Below are 24,546 nucleotides of genomic sequence, written 5' to 3'. Positions count from 1 at the left end.
AGAACCACTACCCTTTGCGCCTCTCAAGTCCAGAGGAGCGCTTTCCCATGTTGTCACGCAAGCCCGCATGGGCCGTCCTGGCCCTTTCCCTGTTCGGTGGCACGGCCCAGGCGGCGGACGAGGTGGTGGTGTATTCCTCGCGCATCGACGAGCTGATCAAACCGGTGTTCGACGCCTATACGGCCAAGACCGGCATACAGGTCAAATTCATCACCGACAAGGAAGCGCCGCTGATGCAGCGCATCAAGGCCGAGGGCCAGAACGGCGTCGCCGACCTGCTGCTCACGGTGGATGCCGGCAACCTGTGGCAGGCGGAGCGCATGGGCATCCTGCAACCGATCAAATCCGGCGTCATCGAGCAGAACATTCCCTCCCAATACCGCGCCTCGTCCGGCGATTGGACGGGCCTGAGCCTGCGCGCGCGGACCATCGTCTACTCGACCGAGCGGGTCAAGCCCGAGGAGCTGAGCACCTACGAGGCGCTGGCCGACGAGCAGTGGGAAGGGCGCCTGTGCCTGCGTACGGCGAAAAAAGTCTACAACCAGTCGTTGACCGCCACGCTGATCGAAACCCACGGCGAGGCCAAGACCGAGGACATCGTCAAGGGTTGGGTCGACAACCTCTCTACCGACGTATTCTCCGATGACAACGCCGTGCTGCAGGCCATCGAGGCCGGCCAATGCGACGTCGGTGTGGTCAATTCCTACTACTTCGGGCGCATGCACAAGGCCAACCCGCAAGTGCCGCTCAAGCTGTTCTGGCCCAACCAGAACGACCGTGGCGTGCACGTCAACCTGTCGGGCATCGGCCTGACCCGGCATGCGCCACACCCTGAGGCGGCCGTGCGCCTGGTGGAGTGGATGACCGGTGAGCAGGCGCAGAAACTGTTCGCCGACCTCAACCAGGAATTCCCGGCCAACCCCAACGTCGAGCCGTCCGCCGAAGTTGCGGCCTGGGGCCGCTTCAAGGCCGACAGCATTCCGGTGGAGGTGGCCGGCAAGCGCCAGGCCGAGGCGATCCGCCTGATGGACCGCGCCGGCTGGCACTGACTTGGCCCCGTGCCCGAAGCCTCGCGCTTCGGGCAATTCCGATCCTTTTGCGACCTGCCACGGCAGCGTCACGCCGACCGAGAAGCCGTCGTGTCCCATACCCCACAACGCCGCTGGTACGTACCGGTCGCCCTGTGCGCCGCGCTTGTGCTGCTGCCGCTGAGCGTGCTGGCGCTGTCGTGGCAAAGCATCGACATGCAGATCTGGTCGCACCTGCTCGACACCCAGATGCGGCGCCTGCTGGGCAACACCCTGACGCTGGTGCTGGGGGTGGGCATCGGCGTGCTGCTGCTGGGTGTGAGCCTGGCCTGGCTGACCAGCCTGTGCGAGTTCCCCGGCCGACGCTGGCTCGATTGGGCGCTGATGCTGCCGTTCGCCATTCCGGCCTATGTGCTGGCCTTCGTCTTCGTCGGCCTGCTGGACTTCGCCGGCCCTGTGCAAAGCGCGCTGCGCGAGGCGTTCGGCCCGCTGCGCCTGCCGCGGGTGCGCTCCACCGGCGGGGTGATCGTGGTGCTGGTGCTGGTCTTCTACCCCTACGTCTACCTGCTGGCGCGCAGTGCTTTCCTGGCCCAGGGGCGCGGCCTGATGGAGGCGGCACGGGTGCTCGGGCTGTCGCCGCTGCAAGCTTTCTGGCGGGTGGCGCTACCCATGGCGCGACCTGCCATCGGCGCCGGACTGGCCTTGGCCTTGATGGAAACCCTGGCGGATTTCGGCGCGGTGGCGGTGTTCAATTTCGACACCTTCACCACGGCCATCTACAAGACCTGGTACGGCTTCTTCAGCCTGTCCAGCGCGGCGCAGTTGGCCAGCCTGTTGCTGCTGTTCGTCATGCTGGTGCTGTACGCCGAGCGTCGCGCCCGTGGTGCCGGGCGTACGGGTGGCGAGCGGGCGCGGGTGCAGCCGCTGTATCGGCTGCGCGGCGTCAGGGCGCTGGCGGCGAGCGCTTGGTGCTTGCTGGTGTTCGCCTGCGCCTTCGTGATTCCGTTGCTGCAACTGCTGGTCTGGTTCTACCAGCGTGGCCGGCACGACCTCGACGAGCGCTATCTGGGGCTGGTCTGGCACACCTTGTCGCTGGGCGCGGTGGCGGCGTTGCTCACCGTCGGCGTGGCGCTGTGCCTGGCCTTCGCCCGGCGCCAGGCGCCGACCCCGCTGATCCGCAGCGGCGTAGGCCTGGCCAACCTGGGCTATGCCTTGCCCGGCTCGGTACTGGCGGTCGCGTTGATGCTCGCCTTCAGCTACCTGGACAACCAGCTGGTGATTCCTCTCTCGCAGTGGCTGGGCGGTGCCGGCAAACCGCTGTTGCTGGGCAGCCTGTGGGCCTTGCTGCTGGCCTACCTGGTGCGCTTCATGGCGGTGGCGTTCGGCCCGCTGGAAAGCACGTTGGCGCGCATCCGACCGTCGCTGCCCGAAGCCTCGCGCAGCCTGGGCGTCGGCGGCCTGCGGCTGTTCGGCAAGGTCTACCTGCCGCTGTTGCTGCCTGGCACCTTGAGCGCCGGCCTGTTGGTGTTCGTCGATGTGATCAAGGAAATGCCCGCGACCCTGCTCATGCGTCCGTTCGGTTGGGACACCCTGGCGGTGCGGGTTTTCGAAATGACCAGCGAAGGCGAGTGGGCACGCGCGTCGTTGCCGGCGCTGAGCCTGGTCCTGGTGGGGCTGCTGCCGGTCGTCGGATTGATCCGACGCTCTGCGCGCGGGCCGGGGCTTGCTCGCTGAGGGTGTCAGGCCGTGTGCATGTGGCTACAATGCGCCGCACTCGCAGCGGCGCGCCCTACAAAGTCGGGTAACGATTCAACGTCACCACGCGCCGTTGCCCGCCACGCCCGGAAGGAGAAACCCATGGGACAGCGTACGCCCCTGTATGACCTGCACTTGGCCCTGGGTGCCAAGATGGTCGACTTCGGTGGCTGGGACATGCCCCTGCACTACGGTTCGCAAGTAGAGGAGCATCATCAGGTCCGCAGCGATTGCGGTGTGTTCGACGTTTCGCACATGACCGTGATCGACATCGATGGCAACGATGCCACCCTGTGTCTGCAATACCTGATGGCCAACGACGTTGCGCGCTTGGAAGCGCCAGGTAACGCTTTGTACAGCCCCATGCTCAACGAGCACGGAGCCGTGGTCGACGACCTCATCGTCTACCGCACTCAAGCCGGTTATCGCCTGGTGGCCAACGCTGCCACGCGCGAGAAAGTCATCGCCTGGCTGCACAAACGCGGCAACGGCTTCGACGTGTCGATCCAGCCCCGCCCCGAACTGGCCATCCTGGCCATTCAAGGCCCTCGGGCACGCGACCGGATCGCCCAATTGCTGAGCAGCGCACGCGCCACGCTGGTGCGCCAACTGCGCCCGTTCGAGGGCGTGGCGGACGGCGAATGGTTCATTGCCCGCACCGGTTACACCGGCGAGGACGGCCTGGAAATCACGTTGCCCGCCGCGCACGCGCCGAGCCTGTTCTACGACCTGGTCGGTGCCGGCATCGCCCCCAGCGGCCTGGGCGCGCGTGACACGCTGCGCCTGGAGGCCGGCTTCAACCTGTATGGCCAGGACATCGACGAGGCGCACACCCCGCTGACCTCCAACCTCGACGCCAATATCGCCTGGGAACCGGCCGGCCGCGACTTCATCGGCCGTACCGGTCTGCTGGCGGAAATCGACCGCGGCGTGCAGGAAAAACTGGTCGGGTTGGTGCTCGAAGAGCGCGGCGTACTGCGCGCCCACCAGGTGGTGCGCGTCGCTGGGGTTGGCGAAGGGGAGATCACCAGTGGTAGTTTCTCTCCTACCTTGAGCAAATCCATTGCCCTGGCGCGCCTGCCCATCGCCACCGGCGAGCGCGCAGAGGTGGAAATCCGTGGCAAGTGGTACCCGGTGCGCGTGGTCAAGCCGACCTTCGTGCGCCACGGCAAGATCCTGATCTGAACACCCCCACGGCGGGCCGACCGCTGAGCCTATTTGAGGAAAACACCCCATGAGCAACATCCCTGCCGAACTGCGTTTTGCCGAAAGTCACGAGTGGGCCCGCCTGGAAGCCGATGGCACGGTCACCGTCGGCATCAGTGACCACGCCCAGGATGCGTTGGGCGATGTGGTCTTCGTCGAGCTGGCGGAAGTCGGCAAGGTGTTCGCCGCAGGCGACGCAGCAGGCGTAGTCGAGTCGGTGAAGGCAGCGTCGGACATCTATTCGCCAGTGGCCGGCGAAGTGATCGCGGTCAACGAGACGCTGGCCGACAGCCCCGAAGCCTTGAACGAAACCCCTTACGAGGCGTGGATCTTCAAGCTCAAGCCGAGCGACAGCGCCGAGCTGGACAAGCTGCTGGACGCGGCAGGCTACCAGGCGGCGATAGGCGAATAACCCGTGTGGCGCTGCGGGTAGCGATAGCGGGCAAGCAGAGTCTTGGCATCGCCCATACACATCGCCAACTGCCGTTCGTTCTTTTTTCTGAACGGCCTATTGTCCTACACCCCAGCAGCCGCTTAGCATTCGTTTGAGATTTCAAACGCCTGGTACCCGATACCGGGCGTTTTTTCCACCATCAACAATCCGGGAAGTCGACATGCAGCTCAAAGACGCTCAGTTGTTCCGTCAGCAGGCCTACATCAATGGCCAGTGGCTGGATGCGGACAATGGCCAGACCCTCAACGTGACCAACCCGGCGACCGGCGAAGTCATCGGCACCGTACCGAAAATGGGTACCGCCGAAACCCGCCGCGCCATCGAGGCCGCCGACAAGGCGCTGCCGGCCTGGCGCGCGCTGACGGCCAAGGAGCGTTCCAACAAGCTGCGCCGCTGGTTCGAGCTGATGATCGAGAACCAGGACGACCTGGCCCGTTTGATGACCACCGAGCAGGGCAAGCCGCTGGCCGAAGCCAAGGGTGAAATCGCCTACGCCGCCTCGTTCATCGAGTGGTTCGCCGAAGAAGCCAAGCGCGTCTACGGCGACACCATTCCGGGCCACCAGCCCGACAAGCGCCTGATCGTCATCAAGCAGCCGATCGGCGTCACTGCGGCCATCACCCCGTGGAACTTCCCGGCCGCGATGATTACCCGCAAAGCCGGCCCGGCCCTGGCCGCCGGTTGCACCATGGTGGTCAAGCCCGCTTCGCAGACCCCGTATTCCGCCCTGGCTCTGGTCGAGCTGGCCCACCGTGCCGGCATCCCGGAAGGCGTGCTGAGCGTGGTCACCGGCAGCGCTGGCGAAGTCGGCGGCGAACTGACCGGCAACAGCCTGGTGCGCAAGCTGTCCTTCACCGGCTCCACCGAGATCGGCGTCCAGCTGATGCGCGAGTGCGCCAAGGACATCAAGAAGGTGTCGCTGGAGCTGGGCGGCAACGCACCGTTCATCGTGTTCGACGACGCGGACCTGGATAAGGCTGTCGAAGGCGCGATCATCTCCAAGTACCGCAACAACGGCCAGACCTGCGTCTGCGCCAACCGTATCTACGTGCAAGACGGCGTCTACGATGCCTTCGCCGAGAAGCTCAAGGCTGCCGTGGCCAAGCTGAAGATCGGCAACGGTCTGGAAGAGGGCACCACCACGGGTCCGCTGATCGACCACAAGGCCGTGGCCAAGGTCCAGGAACACATCGAAGACGCCGTGTCCAAAGGCGCCAAGGTGTTGTCGGGCGGCAAGCTGATCGAAGGCAACTTCTTCGAGCCGACCATCCTGGTCGATGTGCCCAAGTCCGCTGCCGTGGCCAAGGAAGAGACCTTCGGCCCATTGGCGCCGCTGTTCCGCTTCCAGGACGAAGCCGAAGTCATCGCCATGTCCAACGACACCGAATTCGGCCTGGCGTCGTACTTCTATGCCCGTGACATGAGCCGCGTGTTCCGCGTCGCCGAGGCGCTGGAATACGGCATGGTGGGTATCAACACCGGCCTGATCTCCAACGAAGTCGCGCCGTTCGGCGGCATCAAGGCTTCCGGCCTTGGCCGCGAAGGTTCCAAGTACGGCATCGAGGACTACCTCGAAATCAAGTACCTGTGCCTGAGCGTCTGATGCACTGACACGCTTCACCTCTGCCAGCGGGGCGCGAGAGCGACGTCTCGCTGGCCTTTTTTACAGCGCAGTACCTGGTGGCCAGGAGCGCGTGCGGCAGTCGATCAACGAATACTGTGCGCCGCCGTTCCTGCCACCCTCGATAAGCGCGCCATGCCTATGGGCGCCAAAGAGGGCTTTATGAGCAAGACCAACGAATCCTTGATGCAACGTCGCGTCGCCGCCGTCCCACGTGGCGTCGGCCAGATCCACCCGATCTTCGTCGACAAGGCGAAGAACGCCACGGTCATCGACGTCGAAGGCCGCGAACTGATCGACTTCGCGGGCGGCATCGCGGTCCTCAACACCGGCCACCTGCACCCTAAAGTGGTCGCCGCCGTCCAGGAACAGCTGACCAAGGTCAGCCATACCTGCTTCCAAGTCCTGGCCTACGAGCCGTACGTGGAAGTGTGCGAGAAGATCAACGCCCTGGTGCCCGGCGACTTCGAGAAGAAGACCCTACTGGTCTCCACCGGCTCCGAAGCGGTCGAGAACGCCATCAAGATCGCCCGTGCCGCCACCGGCCGTGCCGGCGTCATCGCCTTCACCGGCGCCTACCACGGCCGCACCATGATGACCCTGGGCCTGACCGGTAAGGTCGTGCCGTACTCGGCCGGCATGGGCCTGATGCCAGGCGGTGTGTTCCGCGCGCTGTTCCCCAACGAACTGCACGGCGTGAGCGTCGACGAGGCCATCGCTTCGGTCGAGCGCATCTTCAAGAACGATGCCGAGCCCAAGGACATCGCCGCGATCATCCTCGAGCCTGTGCAAGGCGAAGGCGGCTTCTTGCCCGCGCCCGTCGAACTGATGAAGCGTCTGCGCGCACTGTGCGACCAGCACGGCATCCTGCTGATCGCCGACGAAGTGCAGACCGGCGCTGGCCGTACCGGTACGTTCTTCGCCATGGAGCAGATGGGCGTCGCGCCTGACCTGACCACCTTCGCCAAGTCCATCGCCGGTGGCTTCCCGCTGGCCGGTGTCTGCGGCAAGGCCGAGTACATGGACGCCATCGCACCGGGCGGCCTGGGCGGCACCTACGCCGGTTCGCCCATCGCCTGCGCTGCGGCCCTGGCCGTGATCGAAGTGTTCGAAGAAGAGAAGCTGCTCGAGCGTAGCCGCACCGTTGGCGAGCACCTGACCGCCGGCCTGCGTGCCATCCAGCAGAAGCACCCGATCATTGGCGACGTCCGTGGCCTGGGCTCGATGATCGCCGTGGAAGTGTTCGAGAAGGGCACCCACACGCCGAACGCCGCTGCCGTGGCGCAAGTGGTTGCCAAAGCGCGTGACAAGGGTCTGATCCTGCTGTCGTGCGGCACCTACGGCAACGTCCTGCGTATCCTGGTTCCGCTGACCGCCGAAGACGCGCTGCTGGACAAAGGCCTGGCGATCATCGAAGAGTGCTTCGCCGAACTCGCCTGATCGCTGTCTCGCTTCATGAAAAAACCCGCTTCGGCGGGTTTTTTCATGTCTGGAGAATGGTTGCGCGCCAAGGTTGTGCCCGAGAAAAAGTGCGGCCTGGTGGCGGTCATCGGGCAATTGGGGCCGCTTAGCGGCCCATCGCGGCTGAAGCCGCTCCTACAGGGCGTAACCCTGCATGTAGGAGCGGCTTCAGCCGCGATGGGCTGCAAAGCAGCCCTAATCGACACGATTCCAGTTCAACTGACCGGCATTGGACCATAGCCTGCTTTCAACCCTGCACGATCTGGTTCTTGCCCTGACGCTTGGCCTGGTACATCGCCTCGTCGGCACGGGCGAACAGGCTGTCGAGCAGTTCGTCGTTCTGTGTGCGGTCGGTCAGCCCCTGGCTGACGGTGACCCGATACACCTGCTGGCCATGGCTGAAGCTCAAGCGCTGGATCTCCCGTTGCAGGCGCTGGGCGATCTGCTGCGCCGCCTCGGCCGTGCAGCCCGGAAACACCGCTGCGAACTCCTCGCCGCCGATGCGCCCGAACAGGTCGCCGCGGCGCAAGGCGTTCTTGCCGCTGTCGGCGATGCGCTGCAATACCTGGTCGCCTTCCTGGTGGCCGTAGCTGTCGTTGATCTGCTTGAAGTCGTCGATGTCCAGCAGCAGGAACGACAGGGGGGTGTCGTCGGCACAGGCGTCTTCGAACGCCTGATGGGCGCACTCGAAGAAATGCCGACGGTTACTGCTCTGGGTCAACACGTCGATGGTGGCCAGGCGCTGCAACTCGCTTTCGAGCTGCTTCTTCTCCGTGATGTCCTCGGCGATGCCGACGATGATGACCCGCTGGTCGCCCTCGCGGGCCTGCTTGAGAAAGCATTTGTCGCTCAACCAGCGCACTTCGCCTGCCGCATTGATGATGCGGTATTCGCGGTCCTCGACGGCGCCACTGGTCAGCACGTCCGCCAGGCTCTGTTCGGCATAGGCCAAGTCGTCGGGATAGACCGCGTCGCGCCATTCGCTGAAGTCGGCCATCACCAAAGCGGCTGCGCGACCGAAGATGCGCTCATAGGCAGGGCTGACGTACAGCACTTGGCGGGTTTCCCAATCGAAAGCCCAAAGCGCGGCGTTGACGCTTTCCAACAGCGAGCTGAACAGCCGCTCGCGTTCGCTCAGGCGCGCGACTTCGGCTTGGGCATGGAGCAGGGCGAGGAGGGTTTCGGCGGTGTCTGGCGGGGAAGCGTCTGACAAGGGCGGGTCGAAGTTCTTGGGCATCGGTACGGATCGTCGGATTGCGAAGAGCGTGCGGCGCGACCCGGCCCGCTACAGAAGCGATGTGCCACTTATGAGTGGGTGGGTCGGATTTAGTTCCGGGGTGCTGGAGGCGTTCCGTCGGGTGAAAATCCAAGCGCGTCGCGTAGATGGGCAGCCATGACAGCATTGTGCCCTTATACTGGCGCTTCCACTCAGCTTGGGCCAACCCACCCGCTATGTCCGTTTCCGTTCGCGACGCCTTGCGCATGGCTGCGCTCTACCTGGTGCTCTCGATTCTCTGGCTGGTACTGGCCGGGCAGGTGCTGGATCACCTGTTCGACGATCCCCAGGCCCAGGCTTTTGGCCACAACGTCAGCGTGTCGCTGTGGCTGCTGGCGAGCACCGTGTTGTTCTTCGTCAATCGCGCCCGCCTGCTCGGCTCCATCGGTCGGGGCGCGCGCTTGCGCCGCGAAGACCGGCAACGCCTGCGTATGGCCGAAGCGGTCTTCGACAGTACCTTGGAAGGCGTACTGGTGACCGATCGCGATGGCTTGATCGTGCACGTCAACCGGGCGTTCATGCGCATCACCGGTTACCGGGAAGACGAAGTGCTGGGTCAGCGGCCGAGCAAGTTCAAATCCGGCCATCATGGATCGGTGTTCTATCAAGGCATCTACGCGGCGCTCGAGGCCACCGGCGAGTGGAGCGGGGAGATCTGGAACCGCCGCAAGTCGGGCGAGATCTATCCGCAGTGGCAGACCATCCGTGCCATTCGCGACGAGCAGGGGCAGGTCAGCCATTACGTGGCCGTGTTCAGCGACATCAGCGCCATCAAGCACTCCGAGCAGGAACTGGCCTACCTGGCCCACCACGACCCGCTCACCGGATTGCCCAACCGCCTGCTGTTCAACGACCGCGTCGAACAGGCCCTGAGCGCCGCTCAGACCCACAAGCGGTGCTGCGCCCTGTTGCTGATGGACCTCGACCATTTCCAGAGCATCAACGACGGCCTGGGCCACACCTTGGGCGATCAGTTGCTCAAGCGCGTCGGCGAACGCTTGGGCGAACTGCTCGGCAGCGGTGTGACCCTGGCGCGGCTGGGTGGCGACGAATTCGCTGTGCTGCTCGAGCGCTGCCAACAGGTGAGCCAGGCGGCGGACCTGGCGCGTACCATCCTCGAGCACATGAAGGCCCCGTTCGATTGCGACGGGCACCGCTTGTCGATCAGCGTCAGCATCGGCATCGGTCTGTTTCCCAACGACGCGCGCAGCGCCGAGCAACTGCTGCGCAACGCCGATGCCGCGCTGTACAAGGCCAAAGGCAATGGCCGTGCGGGTTACGCGCTGTACACCGAGGAACTGACCGCCCATGCCCAGCAGCGCGTGGAAACCGCAAGCGAGCTGCGCCGCGCCCTGGAGCAGGACGAGCTGCGCGTCTTTTTCCAGCCGGTGCACGACCTGACCAGCGGCGCGCGGGTCGGCGTAGAGGCGCTGGTGCGCTGGCAGCACCCCGAACGCGGCCTGGTGCCACCGGGCGAGTTCATCCCGGTCGCCGAGCGCACCGGGCTGATCGCCGAAATCGACCTGTGGGTGTTGCGCCAGGCCTGCTGGCAGATGGTGCGCTGGCAGGCCGAAGGCCAGGCCTTGCAGTTCGTGGCGGTGAACATCTCCAGCCGGCTGTTCAGCCAGCGTGGTCTGTACCTGGACGTCGCGCAGGTGCTGGCGCAAACCGGCATGAGCCCGGCGTTGCTGGAACTGGAAGTGACCGAGAGCGCGGTCATGGACGATCCGGAAATCTCGCTCGAACAACTGCACCGTCTGCGTGAGCTGGGCCTGCGTCTGGCCATCGACGATTTCGGCACCGGCTATTCCTCGTTGTTGCGCCTCAAGCGTCTGCCGGTACAGAAGCTCAAGATCGACCAAGGCTTCGTCGCCGGTTTGCCGGAGGACGACGATGACATCGCCATCGTGCGCGTGATCATCGCCCTGGCGCGCAGCATGAACATGCAGGTGCACGCCGAGGGCATCGAACAGGCGCAGCAGGCGGAATTTCTGTTGGAACAAGGCTGCGAGCTGGGGCAGGGATACTGGTTCGGGCGGCCGATGTCTGCGGCGGACCTGAACGGCCAGTGAAGGCAGTGCGCGTCGCAACGGCACGCGTCTGGGGCATGCCAGTCGAAGCCGGGCGGAAGGCGGCGCCATCGCCCGAGCGATGCCACCGCGTTTGGCAGCCCGCGCCGCCGAACCTTCAACGCTTGTTCAAGCGCTTCGCCAGGCGGTTGCCGCCCAGTTGAATCACCGCCACCAGTGCCACCAGCATGGCGATCACGGTCAGCATCACTTGGCTGTCGAAACGTTGGTAGCCATAGCGATAGGCGATGTCGCCCAGCCCACCGGCGCCGATCGCGCCAGCCATGGCCGACGAGTTGATCAGCGTCACCAGGGTGATGGTGAAGCCGCCGACGATGCCGGGCAGCGCCTCGGGCAACAGCACGTGCCAGGTGATGTGCCAGCGCCGGCAGCCCATGGCCTGGGCCGCTTCCACCAAGCCGTGGTCGACCTCGCGCAGACTCACTTCGGCGATGCGGGCGAAGAACGGCGTCGCGGCGATGGTCAGCGGCACCACGGCGGCCCACACACCATAGGTGGTGCCCACCAATAGGCGGGTGAAGGGGATCAGCGCCACCATCAGGATCAGGAACGGGATCGAGCGGAACAGGTTGACGAAGGCGCCCAGCACCCGGTTCAGCAGCGGCGCCTCGTAGATGCCGCCCTTGTCGCTGGTGACCAGCAACACCGCCATCGGCACCCCCACCAACAGCGCGACCAAGGACGACACGCCGACCATCAGCAAGGTGTCGAGCAAGCCTTCGAGCAAACGATCAAAGCCCATGGCCGAGTACCTCCACGCGCTCGGCCCAGCGGCCGGCGCGCTCGCGCAGTTGTTCGGTGTCGTAGGGTGCGTCCTGCACCGCCAGGATCAGTTGCCCCAGCACATGTTCGCCGATGGTCTCCACGCCGCCCTGCAGAAGGCGCACGCGCCCGCCCAGGTCGGCGAACAGCTCGCTCAGTGCCGGCTCGCCGAGCACGCTGAGCTTGAGTACCACGGCGCCCTGACCCTCGCCGGGACCGGCGCGCAGCTTGGCCAGCAACGCGTCGGGCAAGCAAGTCTGCAACGGTGCCAGCAAGGTACGCGTGACTTCATGGCGTGGGTTGCCGAACACCCGCCACACCTCACCCTGTTCGACCACTTCACCGCGTTCGAGCACCACCACCCGGTGACAGATGTCGCGAATCACCGCCATCTCGTGGGTGATCAACACCACGGTCAGGCCCAGGCGCCGGTTGATGTCGCGCAGCAGCGCCAGGATCGAGGCGGTGGTTTCCGGGTCCAGGGCCGAGGTGGCCTCGTCGCACAGCAGGATCTGCGGGTCGTGCACCAATGCCCGGGCGATGCCCACGCGCTGCTTTTGTCCACCCGACAGCTGCGCGGGATAGACATGCTGCTTGTCGTGCAATCCAACCAGCTCCAGCAGCTCGCGCACCTTGCGGTGACGCTCGGCCTTGGCCACGCCGGCCACCTTCAAGGGCAGCTCGACGTTCTGCCACACGGTCTTGGCCAACATCAGGTTGAAGTGCTGGAAGATCATGCCGATGCGCCGGCGCAGCGCCACGAGCTGGTCTTCGTCGAAGGGCGCGATGTCCACCTGGTCGATCAGCACCTGCCCAAGGCTCGGCAGCTCCAAACGGTTGATGGTGCGCAGCAGCGAAGATTTGCCGGCACCGCTGCGGCCGATGATGCCGAAGATCTCGCCGCGGCGGATGTTCAGGTCGATGCCCTGCAAGGCCGGCTGCGCCTGACCGGGGTAGGTCTTGCCCAGGCCGACGAAGCGCACGTGCGCCTGGTCGGCCTCGAAGTGCGGAGCCTCGGCTCGCGCCTGAGGGCGAACCGGTGCATGGGCGGTGAGTGCTGCCGGCAAGGGGAGGGGCGCCTTGAGCGCGCTGGCCTGGCCCATGTCAGCCTTCCCAGCCGGCCTGGTACAGGCTGCCATGGGCCTTGTCCAGGGCCGCGCGTACGCCAGGCGAGTGCTGGTAGATGTCGACGAACTTGGCCAGGCGCGGATCGTCCTTGCTCTGCGGACGGATGACGAACTGGATCACGTATTCCTTGTTTTCCAGGCCGTCGAACAGCAGCGCCGAGGTGGCGTCGAAGCTGTTGGCCAGGCGGATGTAGGCCGGGTAGCCCTGCACCAGGTCGGCGTCGTCATAGGCGCGTACCAGTTGCACGGCCTCGACTTGAAGGATCTTCAGTTTCTTCGGGTTGGCGGTGATGTCTTCTTCGGTGGCCTTGTAGCCTACGCCTGGCTTGAGCGTGATCAGCCCGGCTTTGGCCAGCAGTTGCAGGCCGCGGCCGCTGTTGATCGGGTCGTTGGCGATGGCCACGCTGGCGCCTTCGGGCAGTTCGGCGAAGGATGTGTATTTCTTCGAATACAGGCCGACGTTGTTGATGATCCCTGAGGCATAGGGCACCAGGTCGAAGCCGGCCGCGGCCTTGGCGTTTTCCAGGAAGGGGATGTGCTGGAAGTAGTTCACGTCGATGTCGCCGGCGTTGAGGCTGACATTGGGCGCGATCCAGTCGCTGAACTCGATCAGCTTCACGTCCAGACCTTGCTTGTGCGCTTCTTCGACGGCCGCCTCCAGCGGGATGGCGAAGGCCGACGTGGTGCCGACCTTAAGCGGCTCGGCGGCCAGCGCGTTGGCGCCAAAGGTCAGGGTCAGAGCGATGGCCGCGACGGGCCGGAACAGTTTCTCAAGCATGGTGCAGGGCTCCAGTCGGGGCAGGGGTATGGCGATAGGCCGCGCCGGGATGGTCGGCAGGCAGGTGCGGGCGGTCGCTGCGGAACAGTTTTTCGCGCAGGGTGCCTTCGGCGTAGGCGGTTTTGTAGCGGCCGCGCCGTTGCAGTTGCGGCACTACCAAGTCGATGAAGTCTTCGAAGCTTTCCGGGGTCACGGTGCGGGTCAGGTTGAAGCCGTCCAGTCCGGTGTCATCGATCCAGCCGATCAACTGCTCGGCCACTTGCGCAGGGTCGCCGACCAGGGTCAGGTAGCGCCCGCCCAAGGCGTGCTGCTCCAGCAGGCGGCGGCGCGTCCAGGCGTCTTCCTGCAGCTGGCGGGTGGCCGACTGGATGGCGTTGCCGTTGCTGGCGGTGATGGGTTCGTCCAGGGCGTAGGTGGCGAAGTCGATGCCGGTGGAGGCGGCGAAATGCGCGACGCCTGCCTCGGGGCTGGCATGCCGCAGGTATTCGGCGTGCTTGGCCTCGGCCTGGGCCTGGGTGGGCGCGACGATCACCGTTATTCCGAGGAATACCTTCACCGCCTGCGGGTCGCGGCCTGCGGCCTGGGCGGCAGCGCGCACCTTGTCGACCTGGGCGCGGGTGGCGGTCCTGTCGCGGCCGCCGATGAACACGCATTCGGCATGGTTGCCGGCGAAGGCCAGGCCGCGTGAGGAAGTACCGGCCTGGAACAGCACCGGCGTGCGTTGCGGTGAGGGCTCGCACAGGTGGTAGCCCTCGACTTTGTAGAACTCGCCCTGGTGGCGCACCTTGCGCACCTTGGACGGCTCGGCGTACACCCGCCGCGCACGGTCGTTGACCACAGCGTCGTCGGCCCAACTGCCTTCGAGCAGCTTGTACAGCACTTGCAGGTACTCGTCGGCCTGGTCGTAACGGCGGTCGTGCTCGGGCTGGCGCTCCAGACCCATGGCCTGGGCGGCGCTGTCGAGGTAGCCGGTGACGATGTTCCAGCCGACCCGGCCGTCGCTCAAGTGGTCGAGGGTGGAAAGGCGCCGGGCGAACAGGTAGGGCGCTTCGTAGGTGAGGTTGGCGGTGAGGCCGAAGCCCAGGTGCCGAGTGACGGCGGCCATGGCCGACACCAGCAGCAGCGGGTCGTTGACCGGCAGCTGGATCGACTCCTTGAGCGGCACGTCCACGGAGTTGCCGTAGACGTCGTAGGTGCCGACGATGTCGGCGATGAACAGCCCGTCGAACAGCCCGCGCTCCAGCAGCTTGGCCAGGTCGGTCCAGTAGGCGAGGGTCTTGTACTGGGTCGAGGTGTCGCGCGGGTGCGTCCACAGGCCGTGATTGATGTGCCCGATGCAGTTCATGTTGAAGGCGTTGAGCAACAGCTGCTTGGCCATCAGATCGTCCCCCGGCGTGGTGGGCGCTCGTCGTTGAGGTAGTAGTTGCCGATGGCGTGGTACTTCCAGCGCACCGGGTCGTGCAGGGTGTGCACGCGGGCGTTGCGCCAGTGGCGGTCGAGGTTGTGCTCGGCCAGGGTGGCCTGGCTGCCGGCCAGTTCGAACAGCGTGGTGCCGGCGGCCAGGGCGATCTCGGTGCTGATCGCGCGGGCCTCGGCCACGGCGATCGAGGCGGCGGCCACGGTTTCGGCAGTGGTGTCGGCCTGGGCACGGTCGAGGTGTTCGCCAGCCCGCTCCAGCAGCGCTTCGGCGGCATGCAGACGAATCGCCAGATGGCCGACGCTCTTCAAGGTCAGCGGGTCTTCGCTGGCGCTGCTCAATCCGGAATCGATCCAGGGCCGGCTGCGGGTGCGTACGAACTTCAAGGTGTCCTCGTACGCGGCGCGGGCAATGCCGGTATCGATGGCGGCATGGAGGATCTGCGCCAGTGGGCCGACCGGGGTAGGGCGCTCGAAAGCCGTGTCGAACGGCACCACGTCGTTGGCCTCGACGTACACATGGTCGAACTGCACCGAGCCGCTGCCGGTGGTGCGCTGGCCGAAACCGCTCCAGTCGTCGATCACTTGCACGCCCCGACCGTCGGCGGGTACGAAGGCCAGGTGCTGGCGGCCCTCGTCGTCGACCACCGAGGTGGGGATGCGCTGCGCATAGAGCGCGCCGGTGGCGTAGAACTTGCGCCCGTCGATGCGATAGCCGGCGCCGTCGCGGGTCAGGCGGGTGGTGCGCTCATGGGCGGTCTTGGTGCCCAGTTCGGCCAGCGCGTTGCCGAAACGCCGGCCGGCCAAGGCTTCGGCGTACAAGCGTTGTTGCTGCTCGGGGCTGCCGTTCACACGCAGCACTTCCAAGGCATAGAAATGGTTCTGCGGAATCTGTCCGAGCGAAGCGTCGGCTTGGGCAATGCGCGCGACGACCTGGGCCAGGGTGACGTTGGACACGCCGGCGCCGCCGAAAGCCTTGGGCACGCTGATGGCCCAAAGGCCCGAGCCGCTGAACAGCGCCAGTTCGGCATGGGGCAGGCGACGCTCGCGGTCGCGTTCGCTGCTGCCTGTTTGCAGTCGCTGGGCGATCTGTTCGGCGACGGCTAGCGCTTGGACGTCGCTGGTGATGATGGGTGCAGTCATGGTGTGCTCCGGGGCCGGGGTGGCGTTCGCGCTTCGTGGATGGACCAGGCGTCGGCCGCCACCTGCAAGGGCATGGGGAGGGCCGCCAGGTATGGGCGGCCTTGCGATCAGATCCAGGAGTGCCGTGCCGGCAATGTCCCATTGAGGTGGTAGGCGCCGACCGCGTGGTACTTCCAGCGCACCGGGTCGTGCAGGGTGTGCACCCGGGCATTGCGCCAGTGCCGGTCGAGGTTGAACTCGGCCAGGGTCGCGCGGCTGCCGGCCAGCTCGAACAGTTTCTCGCTCGCTTGCAGGGCCACTTCGGTGGTCAGCACCTTGGCCTCGGCTACGGCAATCGATGCCCGCGCCGCAGAGGCGGCATCGATGGGCGCCGCGTGTACGTCGTCGAGCACGCGCGCGGCCTTGCCGAGCAGTGCCTGGGCCGCATGCAGTTCCAGCTTCAGGCGACCGATGTCGGCGATCACATACAGGTCGTCGCTGGCACGTTCAACTTTGGCCTCGATGAAGGGGCGGGACTTTTCCCGCACGAAGGCGATGGCGTCGTCGATGGCTGCTTCGGCGATGCCGGCGTCGATGGCGGCCTGGATCAGTTGCGAGCTGGCGCCCTGGGTGTTGGGCAGGTCGCGTTGGCGCCAGTTGTCGATGACCAGCGCTGCTTCGACGGGTACGTCATCCAGCAGCACGGTGCCACTGGCGGTGGTGCGCTGACCGAAGCCCGACCAGTCATCGACGATGCGCAGGCCCGGGCTGCCACGGCGTACGAAAGCCAGGCGTTGCAAGCCTTGGTCGTCCAGCGCTTTGACGGCGACCCAATGGGCGAACAAGGCGCCGGTGGAGTAGAACTTCTCACCGCTCAGACGATAGCCGTCGTCGCTGCGCGTGATGCGCGCCTTCAAGGTCAGGGTGTCTTTGCTGCCGCGCTCAGGGCCGGCGTTGCCGATGCGCGCACCTTCCAACACGCTGCGGAAGATCACGGCCTGCTGCTCCTCGGTGGCGGTCAGGCGCAGCAGTTGCAGGATGCCGAACTGGTTCTGCGGAATCTGCCCCAGGGCCGGGTCCGCCGCGCTGATGATGCGGAACACTTCGGCGATGGTAGCGAAGGAAACGTCTGGACCACCGTACTGCTTGGGTACGCTGATGCTGCCCAAGCCACTGCGGGTGAACAGCTCGATTTGATTCCAAGGCAGGACACGTTCACGGTCACGCTGCGCGGCCTGTTGCCGAGCCACTTGCGCCAGCTCGTGGGCTGCTTGCAGGGCTTCATCGTCATTGCGCAATATTTTGGCAGACAGCAGAGCGGGAGCAACGTCATGTTCCACGTGGAACACTGGATCGAATTGGCTGGACATTAGCGCCGCTCCTTGGCTGCACGCAATGCCCTGGCGTTATGCACTGGGGTAATCGAGACCTTGACCATTCCTGACCTCACAAAATGAATAGGTCGCTTCGAGCGACAGACGTTTGTTGGTCCGGTGGTCCGGTGGATATACCCTAGTGGCTTATTAAATCTTTATGAAATAGCTTTTTCGAATATCTATAGAAGGGCAGCGTTTACCTGTCCGAGCTTTCCCGAGTGTGAATGCCAAGCTGGAAAAAGCCTGTTCAACCGGCTGCGGCAGTGCCCAGGAACTTGCTCAGGAATTGCTGCGTACGTGGCTGCTGTGGATTGGCGAACAGGGCCTTGGCCTCGCCTTGTTCGACGATCGCTCCGTGATCGAAGAAGATCACCCGGTTCGCCACGTCGCGGGCGAAGCTCATTTCGTGGGTGACGATGATCAGCGTGCGCCGCTCCTGCGCCAGGCCGCGAATGGTCGCTAGCACCTCGCCGACCAGCTCCGGGTCGAGCGCCGAGGTGGGGTCGTCGAACAGCATCACCTCAGGCTCCATGGCCAGCGCCCGGGCGATCGCCACGCGCTGCTGCTGGCCGCCCGACAATCTGCGTGGGTAGGCGTCTTCCTTACCGGCCAGGCCCACCTTGGCCAGCAGCGCGCGGCCCAGGGCCAAGGCTCTCTCGCGTGGCATCTTCTTCACCACCACCGGGCCTTCGATGACGTTTTCCAGTGCCGTGCGGTGGGGAAACAGGTTGAAGTTCTGGAAGACGAACCCGGCCTGCTGGCGCAGTTGACGGATCGCCCGTTGTTGGTTGCCCAGTGACCGGTCGGCATCGATGCCGATGTCACCGATGCGCACCTTGCCGGCATCGGGCGTTTCCAGCAGGTTCAGGCAACGCAGGAAGGTGGTCTTGCCCGAACCGCTGGGGCCGATGATGGCCACCACTTCACCGGCCTCCACACGCAGGTCGATGCGGTCGAGCACCGTCTGCCCGTTGAAACGCTTGGTCAGGCCTTCGACGACGATCATCGCTCAATGCTCCCGGTCATGGCGGTTGGCGCGTGCCTCAAGGCGGTGTTGCAGGTGCGCCAGAAGGCTGGCCAGCACCCAGTAGATCAGCGCGGCGGCCAGGTACATCGTGAACACTTCGAAAGTGCGTGCGGTGATCAGCTGGGCCTGGCGGAACAGTTCGGGCACCTGGATGGTGGCCGCCAGCGCGGTGTCCTTGACCAGCGAGATGAAGCTGTTGCCCAGCGGCGGCAGGGCGGTGCGCATGGCCTGCGGCAGGATCGTGCGGCGCAGCGCCTGGGCGCGAGTCATGCCCAGGCTGGCGCAGGCTTCCCACTGGCCCCGGTCGATCGAAGCGATGGCCGCGCGCAGGATTTCACAGGCGTAGGCGGCCATGTTCAGGGAAAAGCCGATCAGCGCGGCGGGCAACGGGTCGAGCTCGATGCCGACCTGGGGCAGGCCGTAATAGATCAGGAACAGTTGCACCAACAGCGGCGTGCCGCGAAAGAACGACACGTAGATCCGCGCCAGCCAGCTCACCGGCCACAGGCGCGACAAGCGCATCAGCGCCAGGGCAAAACCCAGCAGCAGCCCGAAGCACATGCCGCCGACGCTGAGGATGACGGTGAAGTACGCGCCCTTGAGCAGAAACGGCAGCGAGTCGAGGGCCAGCTGCAGGCTTTGCTCGATCATTGCGTGACGTCAGCCCCGAAGTATTTCTGCGACAGCGCCGCCAGGGTGCCATCGGCCTTGAGCGCGGCCAGGGCCTTGTTCAGCGCGTCCAGCAGCTCCGGCTCGCCCTTGCGCACGGCGATGCCCGATTCCAGGCGCGAGAAGGCTTCGCCTGCCAAAGCGGTGTTCGGCGCCTTCTTGGTGTATTCCAGCGCGGCCAGACGGTCGATGAGGATGGCGTCGATGCGGCCGACCGCAAGGTCCTGGAATTTGACCGGGTCATCGTTGTAGGTGCGTACGTCGGCCTTCGGCACTTCCTTGCGCAGCCATTGCTCGTAGTTGGTGCCAAGGCCCACGCCGACTTTCTTGCCGTTCAGGTCTGCGGCGCCTTTGATGGCCAGCGTGTCGAGGTTTTTCTTCAGCACCAGGGCCTGTATACCGGAAATCGTGTAGGGGGTGGAGAAATCGTACTTCTGCTTGCGCTCATCGGAAATGGTCACCTGGTTGACCACCACGTCCAGACGCTTGGAAGCGAGGGCGGCGAGAATGCCGTCCCAGGGCGTGGGTTGCAGCTTGACCTTGACACCCATCTGCTTGGCCAATGCTTCGGACAGCTCCACTTCGAAGCCGCTGAGCTTGCCCTTTTCGTCGACGAAGCTGAACGGCGGATAGGTGCCCTCCAGGCCGACGTTGAGCACGCCTTTGTCCTGGATGGTCTTGAGCTGTTCGCCGGCCGAGGCCTGGCCCGCCAGACCGACGCCCAACAGCAGGGCCAAGGCGGTGGTGAGGAGCGGTTTGCCGAGTCTGATCATGGAGTGCCCTGCGTATGGGAGGTAGAAGTGGCTGGCGACGATACAGCGCCGTGTCCGGGGGCGGGAAAGACGCAATCGATCTGTGCTTATGCACGCGCCGCTGCATTCTTCACTGGCCGTAGCGTAGACCAGTAAATGCCGACGGCTGTAAAGACGGTTCGATATTGCGATTTGTCCGTCATGGGCGACGACACCTCATATCTGTTGCTGGATGGAGTCTGGCATTGAGTGGCATCTGGATAGCGCGGCTCTCATCGGAGCGCGACCGGCGCGCCTACAGGCTAGATTGTCGTAGAGTAATGGCCACTTTCCAACAATCGCCCCCGACCTGCGGCAGGAGCACACCGTGAGCCAACACCCTTCGACCAGCCAGTGGCAGCTTCCGACCATCGTCAGCGGGCTGCGCAACGCCCGCGACCAGTGGCGCACCCAGAACGGCCGCAGCAGCGGCGAGAAGGGCGGCCGCGAATTGCCCTCGCGCGAAGCCATCGGCGAGGTCTTCGAGCTGTTGCGCGGCGCGCTGTTTCCCATGCGTCTGGGGCCGGTCGATCTGCGCGAGGAAAGCGAAGACTTCTACGTCGGCCACACCCTAGACACGGCCCTGACCCTGCTGCTGACCCAGGCCCGTCTGGAGCTGCGCTACGCCGCGCGCCAAGAGAAGAGCGACGTGGCCAGCACCGATGCCCGTGCCCTGAGCCTGATCCAGGGGTTCGCCGCTGAGTTGCCGCACCTGCGCGTGCTGCTCGACACCGACGTGCTGGCCGCCTTCCACGGCGACCCCGCAGCCCGCAGCGTCGACGAGGTGCTGCTGTGCTACCCCGGCATCCTGGCCATCATCCACCACCGCCTGGCGCATCACCTGTACCGCGCCGGCCTGCCGCTGCTGGCGCGCATCGGCTCGGAACTGGCGCACTCGGCCACCGGCATCGACATCCATCCCGGTGCGCAGATCGGCCCGGGCTTCTTCATCGACCATGGCACGGGCGTGGTGATCGGCGAGACCGCCATCATCGGCGAGCGGGTGCGCATCTATCAGGCCGTGACCCTCGGCGCCAAACGCTTCCCGACCGATGAAACCGGCATGCTGCACAAGGGCCAGCCGCGCCACCCGATCGTCGAGGACGACGTGGTGATCTACGCCGGTGCCACCATCCTCGGACGTATCACCATCGGCCAGGGCTCGACCATCGGCGGCAACGTCTGGCTGACCCGCAGCGTGCCTGCACAGAGCAACATCACCCAGGCCAACCTGCAACTCGATTGCGACAGCACGCGCTGACCCGCCGCGCGTCCTCAGCCCCCGCCACAAGGGGGCTGAAGCCATTCGAGCAAGTACGGAACTTGCCCGTCGCGGCGCCTCTCTGACACTCACATCGACACGTGACGCCGGCTTGCCGTTCGGCCCGCTCGGGTCGCAATGGCGGGCGATCCATGTTTAACTTGAACGCTTGTTCAATATAAACGCGCTGGTCTGTTGCCGGTGTTCAACAGGAGGATTCCCTTTGCTGAACCCGTTCACTCCGAACGTTCCACCCCTCTTCGAGGTGCACTGCCCATGAGTGCATCGGTCCCTGAAACCGTTTCCGAAAAAGTCCGCATGAACCCGCCGGTGTTCTATTTCGCGGCGAGCGTCATCCTGCTGTTCGGCCTGGTGGTCATCAGCTTCCCGCAAGCGGCCGGCGACTGGCTGCTGGCGGCGCAGAACTGGGCGGCCAACACGGTCGGCTGGTATTACATGCTGGCCATGACGCTGTACCTGGTCTTCGTGGTGGTCACCGCCATTTCCGGCTACGGCAAGATCAAGCTCGGTGCCGACCACGACGAGCCCGAGTTCAGCTACCTGTCCTGGGCCGGCATGCTGTTCGCCGCCGGGATCAGCATCACGCTGTTCTTCTTCTGCGTCTCCGAACCGCTGACCCACATGCTGCAACCGCCGCAGGGCGAGGGCGGCACGGTCGAAGCCGGGCGCCAGGCGATGCAGATCCTGTTCCTGCACTGGGGCCTGCACGGCTGGGGCGTGTTCGCCTTCGTCGGCATGGCTCTGGCGTACTTCGCCTATCGCCACAACCTGCCGCTGGCCTTGCGTTCGGCGCTGTATCCGCTGATCGGCAAGCGCATCAACGGCCCGATCGGCTATGCGGTCGATGGCTTCGGCATCATCGCCACGGTGTTCGGCCTGGGCGCCGACCTGGGCTTCGGCGTGCTGCACCTCAACTCCGGGCTCGACTACCTGTTCGGCATCAGCCACAGCCAATGGGTGCAGGTGGGCCTGATCGTGCTGATGGTCGGCGCCGCCGTGGCGGTGGCCGTTGCCGGGGTGGAGAAGGGCGTGCGGGTGATGTCCGACATCAACCTGTTCCTGGCCTGCGCGCTGCTGCTGTTCGTGCTGTTCGCCGGCCCCACCCAGCACTTGCTCAACACCCTGATCCAGAACCTGGGCGATTACCTGGGCGCCTTGCCGAGCAAGAGCTTCGACGTCTACGCCTACGGTGACAACCGCGACTGGCTGGGCGGCTGGACGGTGTTCTACTGGGCCTGGTGGATCGCTTGGGCGCCCTTCGTGGGGCTGTTCATCGCGCGCATCTCCCGTGGCCGCACGATCCGCGAATTCGTCTTCGGCGTGCTGCTGATTCCGCTGGGTTTCACCCTGGCCTGGATGTCGATCTTCGGCAACAGCGCCCTCGACCAGGTGATCAACCACGGCATGGCGGCGCTCGGCCAGTCGGCCCTGGACAACCCGTCGATGACCCTCTACCTGCTGCTGGAAACCTACCCGTGGAGCAAGGCGGTGATCGCCGTCACGGTGTTCATCAGCTTCGTGTTCTTCGTCACTTCCGCCGACTCGGGCACCGTGGTGCTTTCGACGCTGTCGGCCAAAGGCGGCAGCGCCGACGAAGACGGGCCGAACTGGTTGCGCATCTTCTGGGGCGGCATGACCGCGCTGGTGACCATCAGCCTGCTGTTCGCCGGCAGCATCGACTCGCTGAAGTCGGCGGTGGTGCTGACTTCGCTGCCGTTCTCGCTGATTCTGCTGTGCATGATGTGGGGGCTGCACAAGGCCTTCTACCTCGAATCGCAGCGGCGCATCGCACAGATGCATTCGCTGGCACCGGTGGCCCAGGCGCGGCGCGGCAAAGGCCGCGGCGGCTGGCGTCAGCGCCTGAGCCAGGTGGTGCATTTCCCGTCGCGCGACGAGGTGTACCGCTTCATGGACGACGTGGTGCGCCCGGCCATCGGCGAGGTCACGGAAGTGTTCGAGCAGAAGGGTCTGACCATCATCACCCAGGACGATCCGGCGCACGATAACGTCAGCCTCAAGGTCGGCCACGGTGAGGAACAGCCGTTCACCTACCAGGTGCAGATGCGCGGTTATTTCACGCCGTCGTTCGCTTTGGGTGGACTGGGTTCGCAGGAACTGAAGAACCGCCGCTACTACCGCGCCGAGGTGCATCTGTCCGAAGGCAGCCAGGACTACGATCTGGTCGGCTACAGCAAGGAACAGATCATCAACGACATCCTCGACCAGTACGAACGGCACATGCAGTTCCTGCACCTGGTGCGTTGAGGCCAGCGGCAGCCTGGCGTTTTCCCTCCGGCCTGCCCTGCAGGCCAGCGCGGGTGATTCGGGAGACCGGTCACCCGCGCTTCGTTTCCGCGTCGCGGCCTTGCCGCGGGGCCCGCACCTCGCTCAAAACGGCGCATCGCCCAGGATCGTCGCGCGGTGCATCACGCGCCGCTGTGGGCGGTAGTCGTCCACCGCGTAATGCTGGGTCACGCGGTTGTCCCAGAACGCCACGTCGTCGGCCTGCCAACGCCAGCGCACGGTGAACTCCGGGCGCGTCGCGTGGGCGAACAACAGCTTGAGCAGGGCCTCGCTTTCGCTCGGCGCCAGCTCGTTGATGCGTGTGGTGAACCCTTCGTTGACGAACAGCGCCTTGCGTCCGCTGACCGGATGCGTACGCACCACCGGGTGCGACAGCGGCGGGTGGTCGCGACGGGTGGCTTCCCAGCGCGCCAGGTCCTCGGCGGTGCTGCCGAAGCGCTCCAGCGGGAAGGAATGGGTGAAGTCGTGGGTGGCGGTCAGCCCATCCAGCAAGCCGCGCAACGGCGCCGACAACGCTTCGAACGCCGCGATGCCGCTGGCCCACAAGGTATCGCCGCCGTAGGCCGGCACCTGCTTGGCGGCGAGCACCGCGCCCAGGGCCGGGGTCGGCAGGAAGGTCACGTCGGTGTGCCAGATGGCGTTGTCGCGCACATCGGTCACGGCGGTGTCGAGAATCAGCACTTGCGGGGTGTCGGCGACCTTCGGGTAGATCGGGTGCACGTGCAGGTCGCCGAACTGGGCGGCGAAGCGCGCCTGCCGCTCGGGTGTCAGCGGCTGGTCGCGAAAGAACAGCACCTGGTGGTCGAGCAGAGCCTGCTCGATGGCATCGCGCTGCGCCGGGGAGAGGTCCGCGGCCAGGTCGACACCGCTGATCTGCGCGCCCAGGGCGGTGCCCAGGGGAGTGATGCTCAGTGCCATGGAAGTCTCCAGCGTCGTCAGGATGGGGGTCGAGGTGTCGAAAGGGCGTTGGCGGCCCGGGCCTGCTGCGTTGTCCGCAGCCT

Annotated in this window: 20 protein-coding genes; 9 read left to right on the top strand and 11 right to left on the bottom strand. The window is 65.4% G+C overall.

The genetic code is table 11. The features are described from left to right. The first annotated feature begins 47 nt into the window (after nucleotides 1–47). The 6 genes from AA0Z93_RS06775 (at nucleotide 48) to gabT (ending at nucleotide 7,504) form a co-directional block, all read left to right on the top strand. On the top strand, nucleotides 48–1,049 hold the full coding sequence (locus tag AA0Z93_RS06775) for an extracellular solute-binding protein (RefSeq protein WP_413045825.1): 1,002 nt from the start codon (nucleotides 48–50) through the stop codon (nucleotides 1,047–1,049). A 90-nt stretch (nucleotides 1,050–1,139) separates the two neighbouring features. Then, nucleotides 1,140–2,762, top strand: a complete 1,623-nt coding sequence (locus AA0Z93_RS06770) for an ABC transporter permease (RefSeq protein WP_413045826.1) — start codon at nucleotides 1,140–1,142, stop codon at nucleotides 2,760–2,762. 123 nt (nucleotides 2,763–2,885) lie between these two features. Continuing rightward, entirely contained in the window at nucleotides 2,886–3,968 is a 1,083-nt protein-coding gene (gcvT, locus tag AA0Z93_RS06765) for a glycine cleavage system aminomethyltransferase GcvT (protein ID WP_413045827.1), read from the top strand. A gap of 49 nt (nucleotides 3,969–4,017) precedes the next feature. Then, nucleotides 4,018–4,401 carry a glycine cleavage system protein GcvH gene (gene gcvH, locus AA0Z93_RS06760; protein WP_296266771.1) on the top strand — a complete coding sequence of 128 codons (384 nt, stop codon included), beginning with the start codon at nucleotides 4,018–4,020 and terminating at the stop codon, nucleotides 4,399–4,401. A gap of 202 nt (nucleotides 4,402–4,603) precedes the next feature. Further along, nucleotides 4,604–6,046, top strand: a complete 1,443-nt coding sequence (gabD, locus tag AA0Z93_RS06755) for an NADP-dependent succinate-semialdehyde dehydrogenase (RefSeq protein WP_413045828.1) — start codon at nucleotides 4,604–4,606, stop codon at nucleotides 6,044–6,046. A 180-nt stretch (nucleotides 6,047–6,226) separates the two neighbouring features. Continuing rightward, nucleotides 6,227–7,504, top strand: coding sequence for a 4-aminobutyrate--2-oxoglutarate transaminase (gene gabT, locus AA0Z93_RS06750; RefSeq protein ID WP_413045829.1), 1,278 nt, complete (start codon nucleotides 6,227–6,229; stop codon nucleotides 7,502–7,504). 268 nt (nucleotides 7,505–7,772) lie between these two features. Here gabT and AA0Z93_RS06745 read toward each other — a convergent pair whose 3' ends face one another. Beyond that, nucleotides 7,773–8,762, bottom strand: a complete 990-nt coding sequence (locus AA0Z93_RS06745; RefSeq protein ID WP_413045830.1) for a GGDEF domain-containing protein — start codon at nucleotides 8,760–8,762, stop codon at nucleotides 7,773–7,775. A gap of 215 nt (nucleotides 8,763–8,977) precedes the next feature. On the opposite strand from AA0Z93_RS06745, the gene dibA reads away from it, so the two are divergent. After that, on the top strand, nucleotides 8,978–10,873 hold the full coding sequence (dibA, locus tag AA0Z93_RS06740; protein WP_413045831.1) for a phosphodiesterase DibA: 1,896 nt from the start codon (nucleotides 8,978–8,980) through the stop codon (nucleotides 10,871–10,873). A 115-nt stretch (nucleotides 10,874–10,988) separates the two neighbouring features. Here the strand turns inward: dibA and AA0Z93_RS06735 are convergent, their stop codons facing one another. The 9 genes from AA0Z93_RS06735 to tcyJ all read right to left on the bottom strand — a co-directional run bounded on the left by AA0Z93_RS06735 (nucleotide 10,989) and on the right by tcyJ (nucleotide 19,941). Next, the gene (locus tag AA0Z93_RS06735; protein WP_413045832.1) at nucleotides 10,989–11,633 is read right to left on the bottom strand and encodes a methionine ABC transporter permease; all 645 of its coding nucleotides are present in this window, start codon (nucleotides 11,631–11,633) and stop codon (nucleotides 10,989–10,991) included. Beyond that, nucleotides 11,623–12,756, bottom strand: a complete 1,134-nt coding sequence (locus AA0Z93_RS06730) for a methionine ABC transporter ATP-binding protein (protein WP_413045833.1) — start codon at nucleotides 12,754–12,756, stop codon at nucleotides 11,623–11,625. Before AA0Z93_RS06730 ends, AA0Z93_RS06735 begins: the two co-directional genes overlap by 11 nt. 1 nt (nucleotide 12,757) lies before the next feature. After that, the gene (locus AA0Z93_RS06725; protein WP_413045834.1) at nucleotides 12,758–13,558 is read right to left on the bottom strand and encodes a MetQ/NlpA family ABC transporter substrate-binding protein; all 801 of its coding nucleotides are present in this window, start codon (nucleotides 13,556–13,558) and stop codon (nucleotides 12,758–12,760) included. Beyond that, nucleotides 13,551–14,936, bottom strand: a complete 1,386-nt coding sequence (locus tag AA0Z93_RS06720) for an LLM class flavin-dependent oxidoreductase (protein WP_413045835.1) — start codon at nucleotides 14,934–14,936, stop codon at nucleotides 13,551–13,553. Before AA0Z93_RS06720 ends, AA0Z93_RS06725 begins: the two co-directional genes overlap by 8 nt. After that, entirely contained in the window at nucleotides 14,936–16,117 is a 1,182-nt protein-coding gene (locus AA0Z93_RS06715; protein WP_413045836.1) for an SfnB family sulfur acquisition oxidoreductase, read from the bottom strand. Before AA0Z93_RS06715 ends, AA0Z93_RS06720 begins: the two co-directional genes overlap by 1 nt. Nucleotides 16,118–16,224: 107 nt before the next feature. Beyond that, nucleotides 16,225–17,466 (bottom strand): SfnB family sulfur acquisition oxidoreductase, encoded by a 1,242-nt coding sequence (locus AA0Z93_RS06710; protein WP_413045837.1) that lies wholly within the window; start codon nucleotides 17,464–17,466, stop codon nucleotides 16,225–16,227. Between the two features lie 253 nt (nucleotides 17,467–17,719). Then, entirely contained in the window at nucleotides 17,720–18,478 is a 759-nt protein-coding gene (gene tcyN / locus AA0Z93_RS06705; RefSeq protein ID WP_413045838.1) for an L-cystine ABC transporter ATP-binding protein TcyN, read from the bottom strand. 3 nt (nucleotides 18,479–18,481) lie between these two features. Further along, nucleotides 18,482–19,147 (bottom strand): cystine ABC transporter permease, encoded by a 666-nt coding sequence (gene tcyL / locus AA0Z93_RS06700; protein ID WP_413048333.1) that lies wholly within the window; start codon nucleotides 19,145–19,147, stop codon nucleotides 18,482–18,484. Next, on the bottom strand, nucleotides 19,147–19,941 hold the full coding sequence (gene tcyJ, locus AA0Z93_RS06695) for a cystine ABC transporter substrate-binding protein (protein ID WP_413045839.1): 795 nt from the start codon (nucleotides 19,939–19,941) through the stop codon (nucleotides 19,147–19,149). Before tcyJ ends, tcyL begins: the two co-directional genes overlap by 1 nt. Nucleotides 19,942–20,287: 346 nt before the next feature. Here tcyJ and epsC point away from each other — a divergent pair, with 346 nt between their 5' ends. Both epsC and betT read left to right on the top strand, forming a co-directional pair. Then, complete coding sequence (epsC, locus tag AA0Z93_RS06690; protein ID WP_413045840.1) at nucleotides 20,288–21,220, top strand: serine O-acetyltransferase EpsC; 933 nt, start codon at nucleotides 20,288–20,290, stop codon at nucleotides 21,218–21,220. Nucleotides 21,221–21,496: 276 nt separating this feature from the next. Continuing rightward, nucleotides 21,497–23,506, top strand: coding sequence for a choline transporter BetT (gene betT, locus AA0Z93_RS06685; RefSeq protein WP_413045841.1), 2,010 nt, complete (start codon nucleotides 21,497–21,499; stop codon nucleotides 23,504–23,506). 123 nt (nucleotides 23,507–23,629) lie between these two features. Here betT and tauD read toward each other — a convergent pair whose 3' ends face one another. Beyond that, nucleotides 23,630–24,463 (bottom strand): taurine dioxygenase, encoded by an 834-nt coding sequence (tauD, locus tag AA0Z93_RS06680; RefSeq protein ID WP_413045842.1) that lies wholly within the window; start codon nucleotides 24,461–24,463, stop codon nucleotides 23,630–23,632. Nucleotides 24,464–24,546 lie beyond the last annotated feature (83 nt).

The organism is Pseudomonas phoenicis, assembly GCF_047302395.1.
Lineage (GTDB): Bacteria > Pseudomonadota > Gammaproteobacteria > Pseudomonadales > Pseudomonadaceae > Aquipseudomonas.
This window is presented reverse-complemented; position numbering and strand designations above follow the sequence as displayed.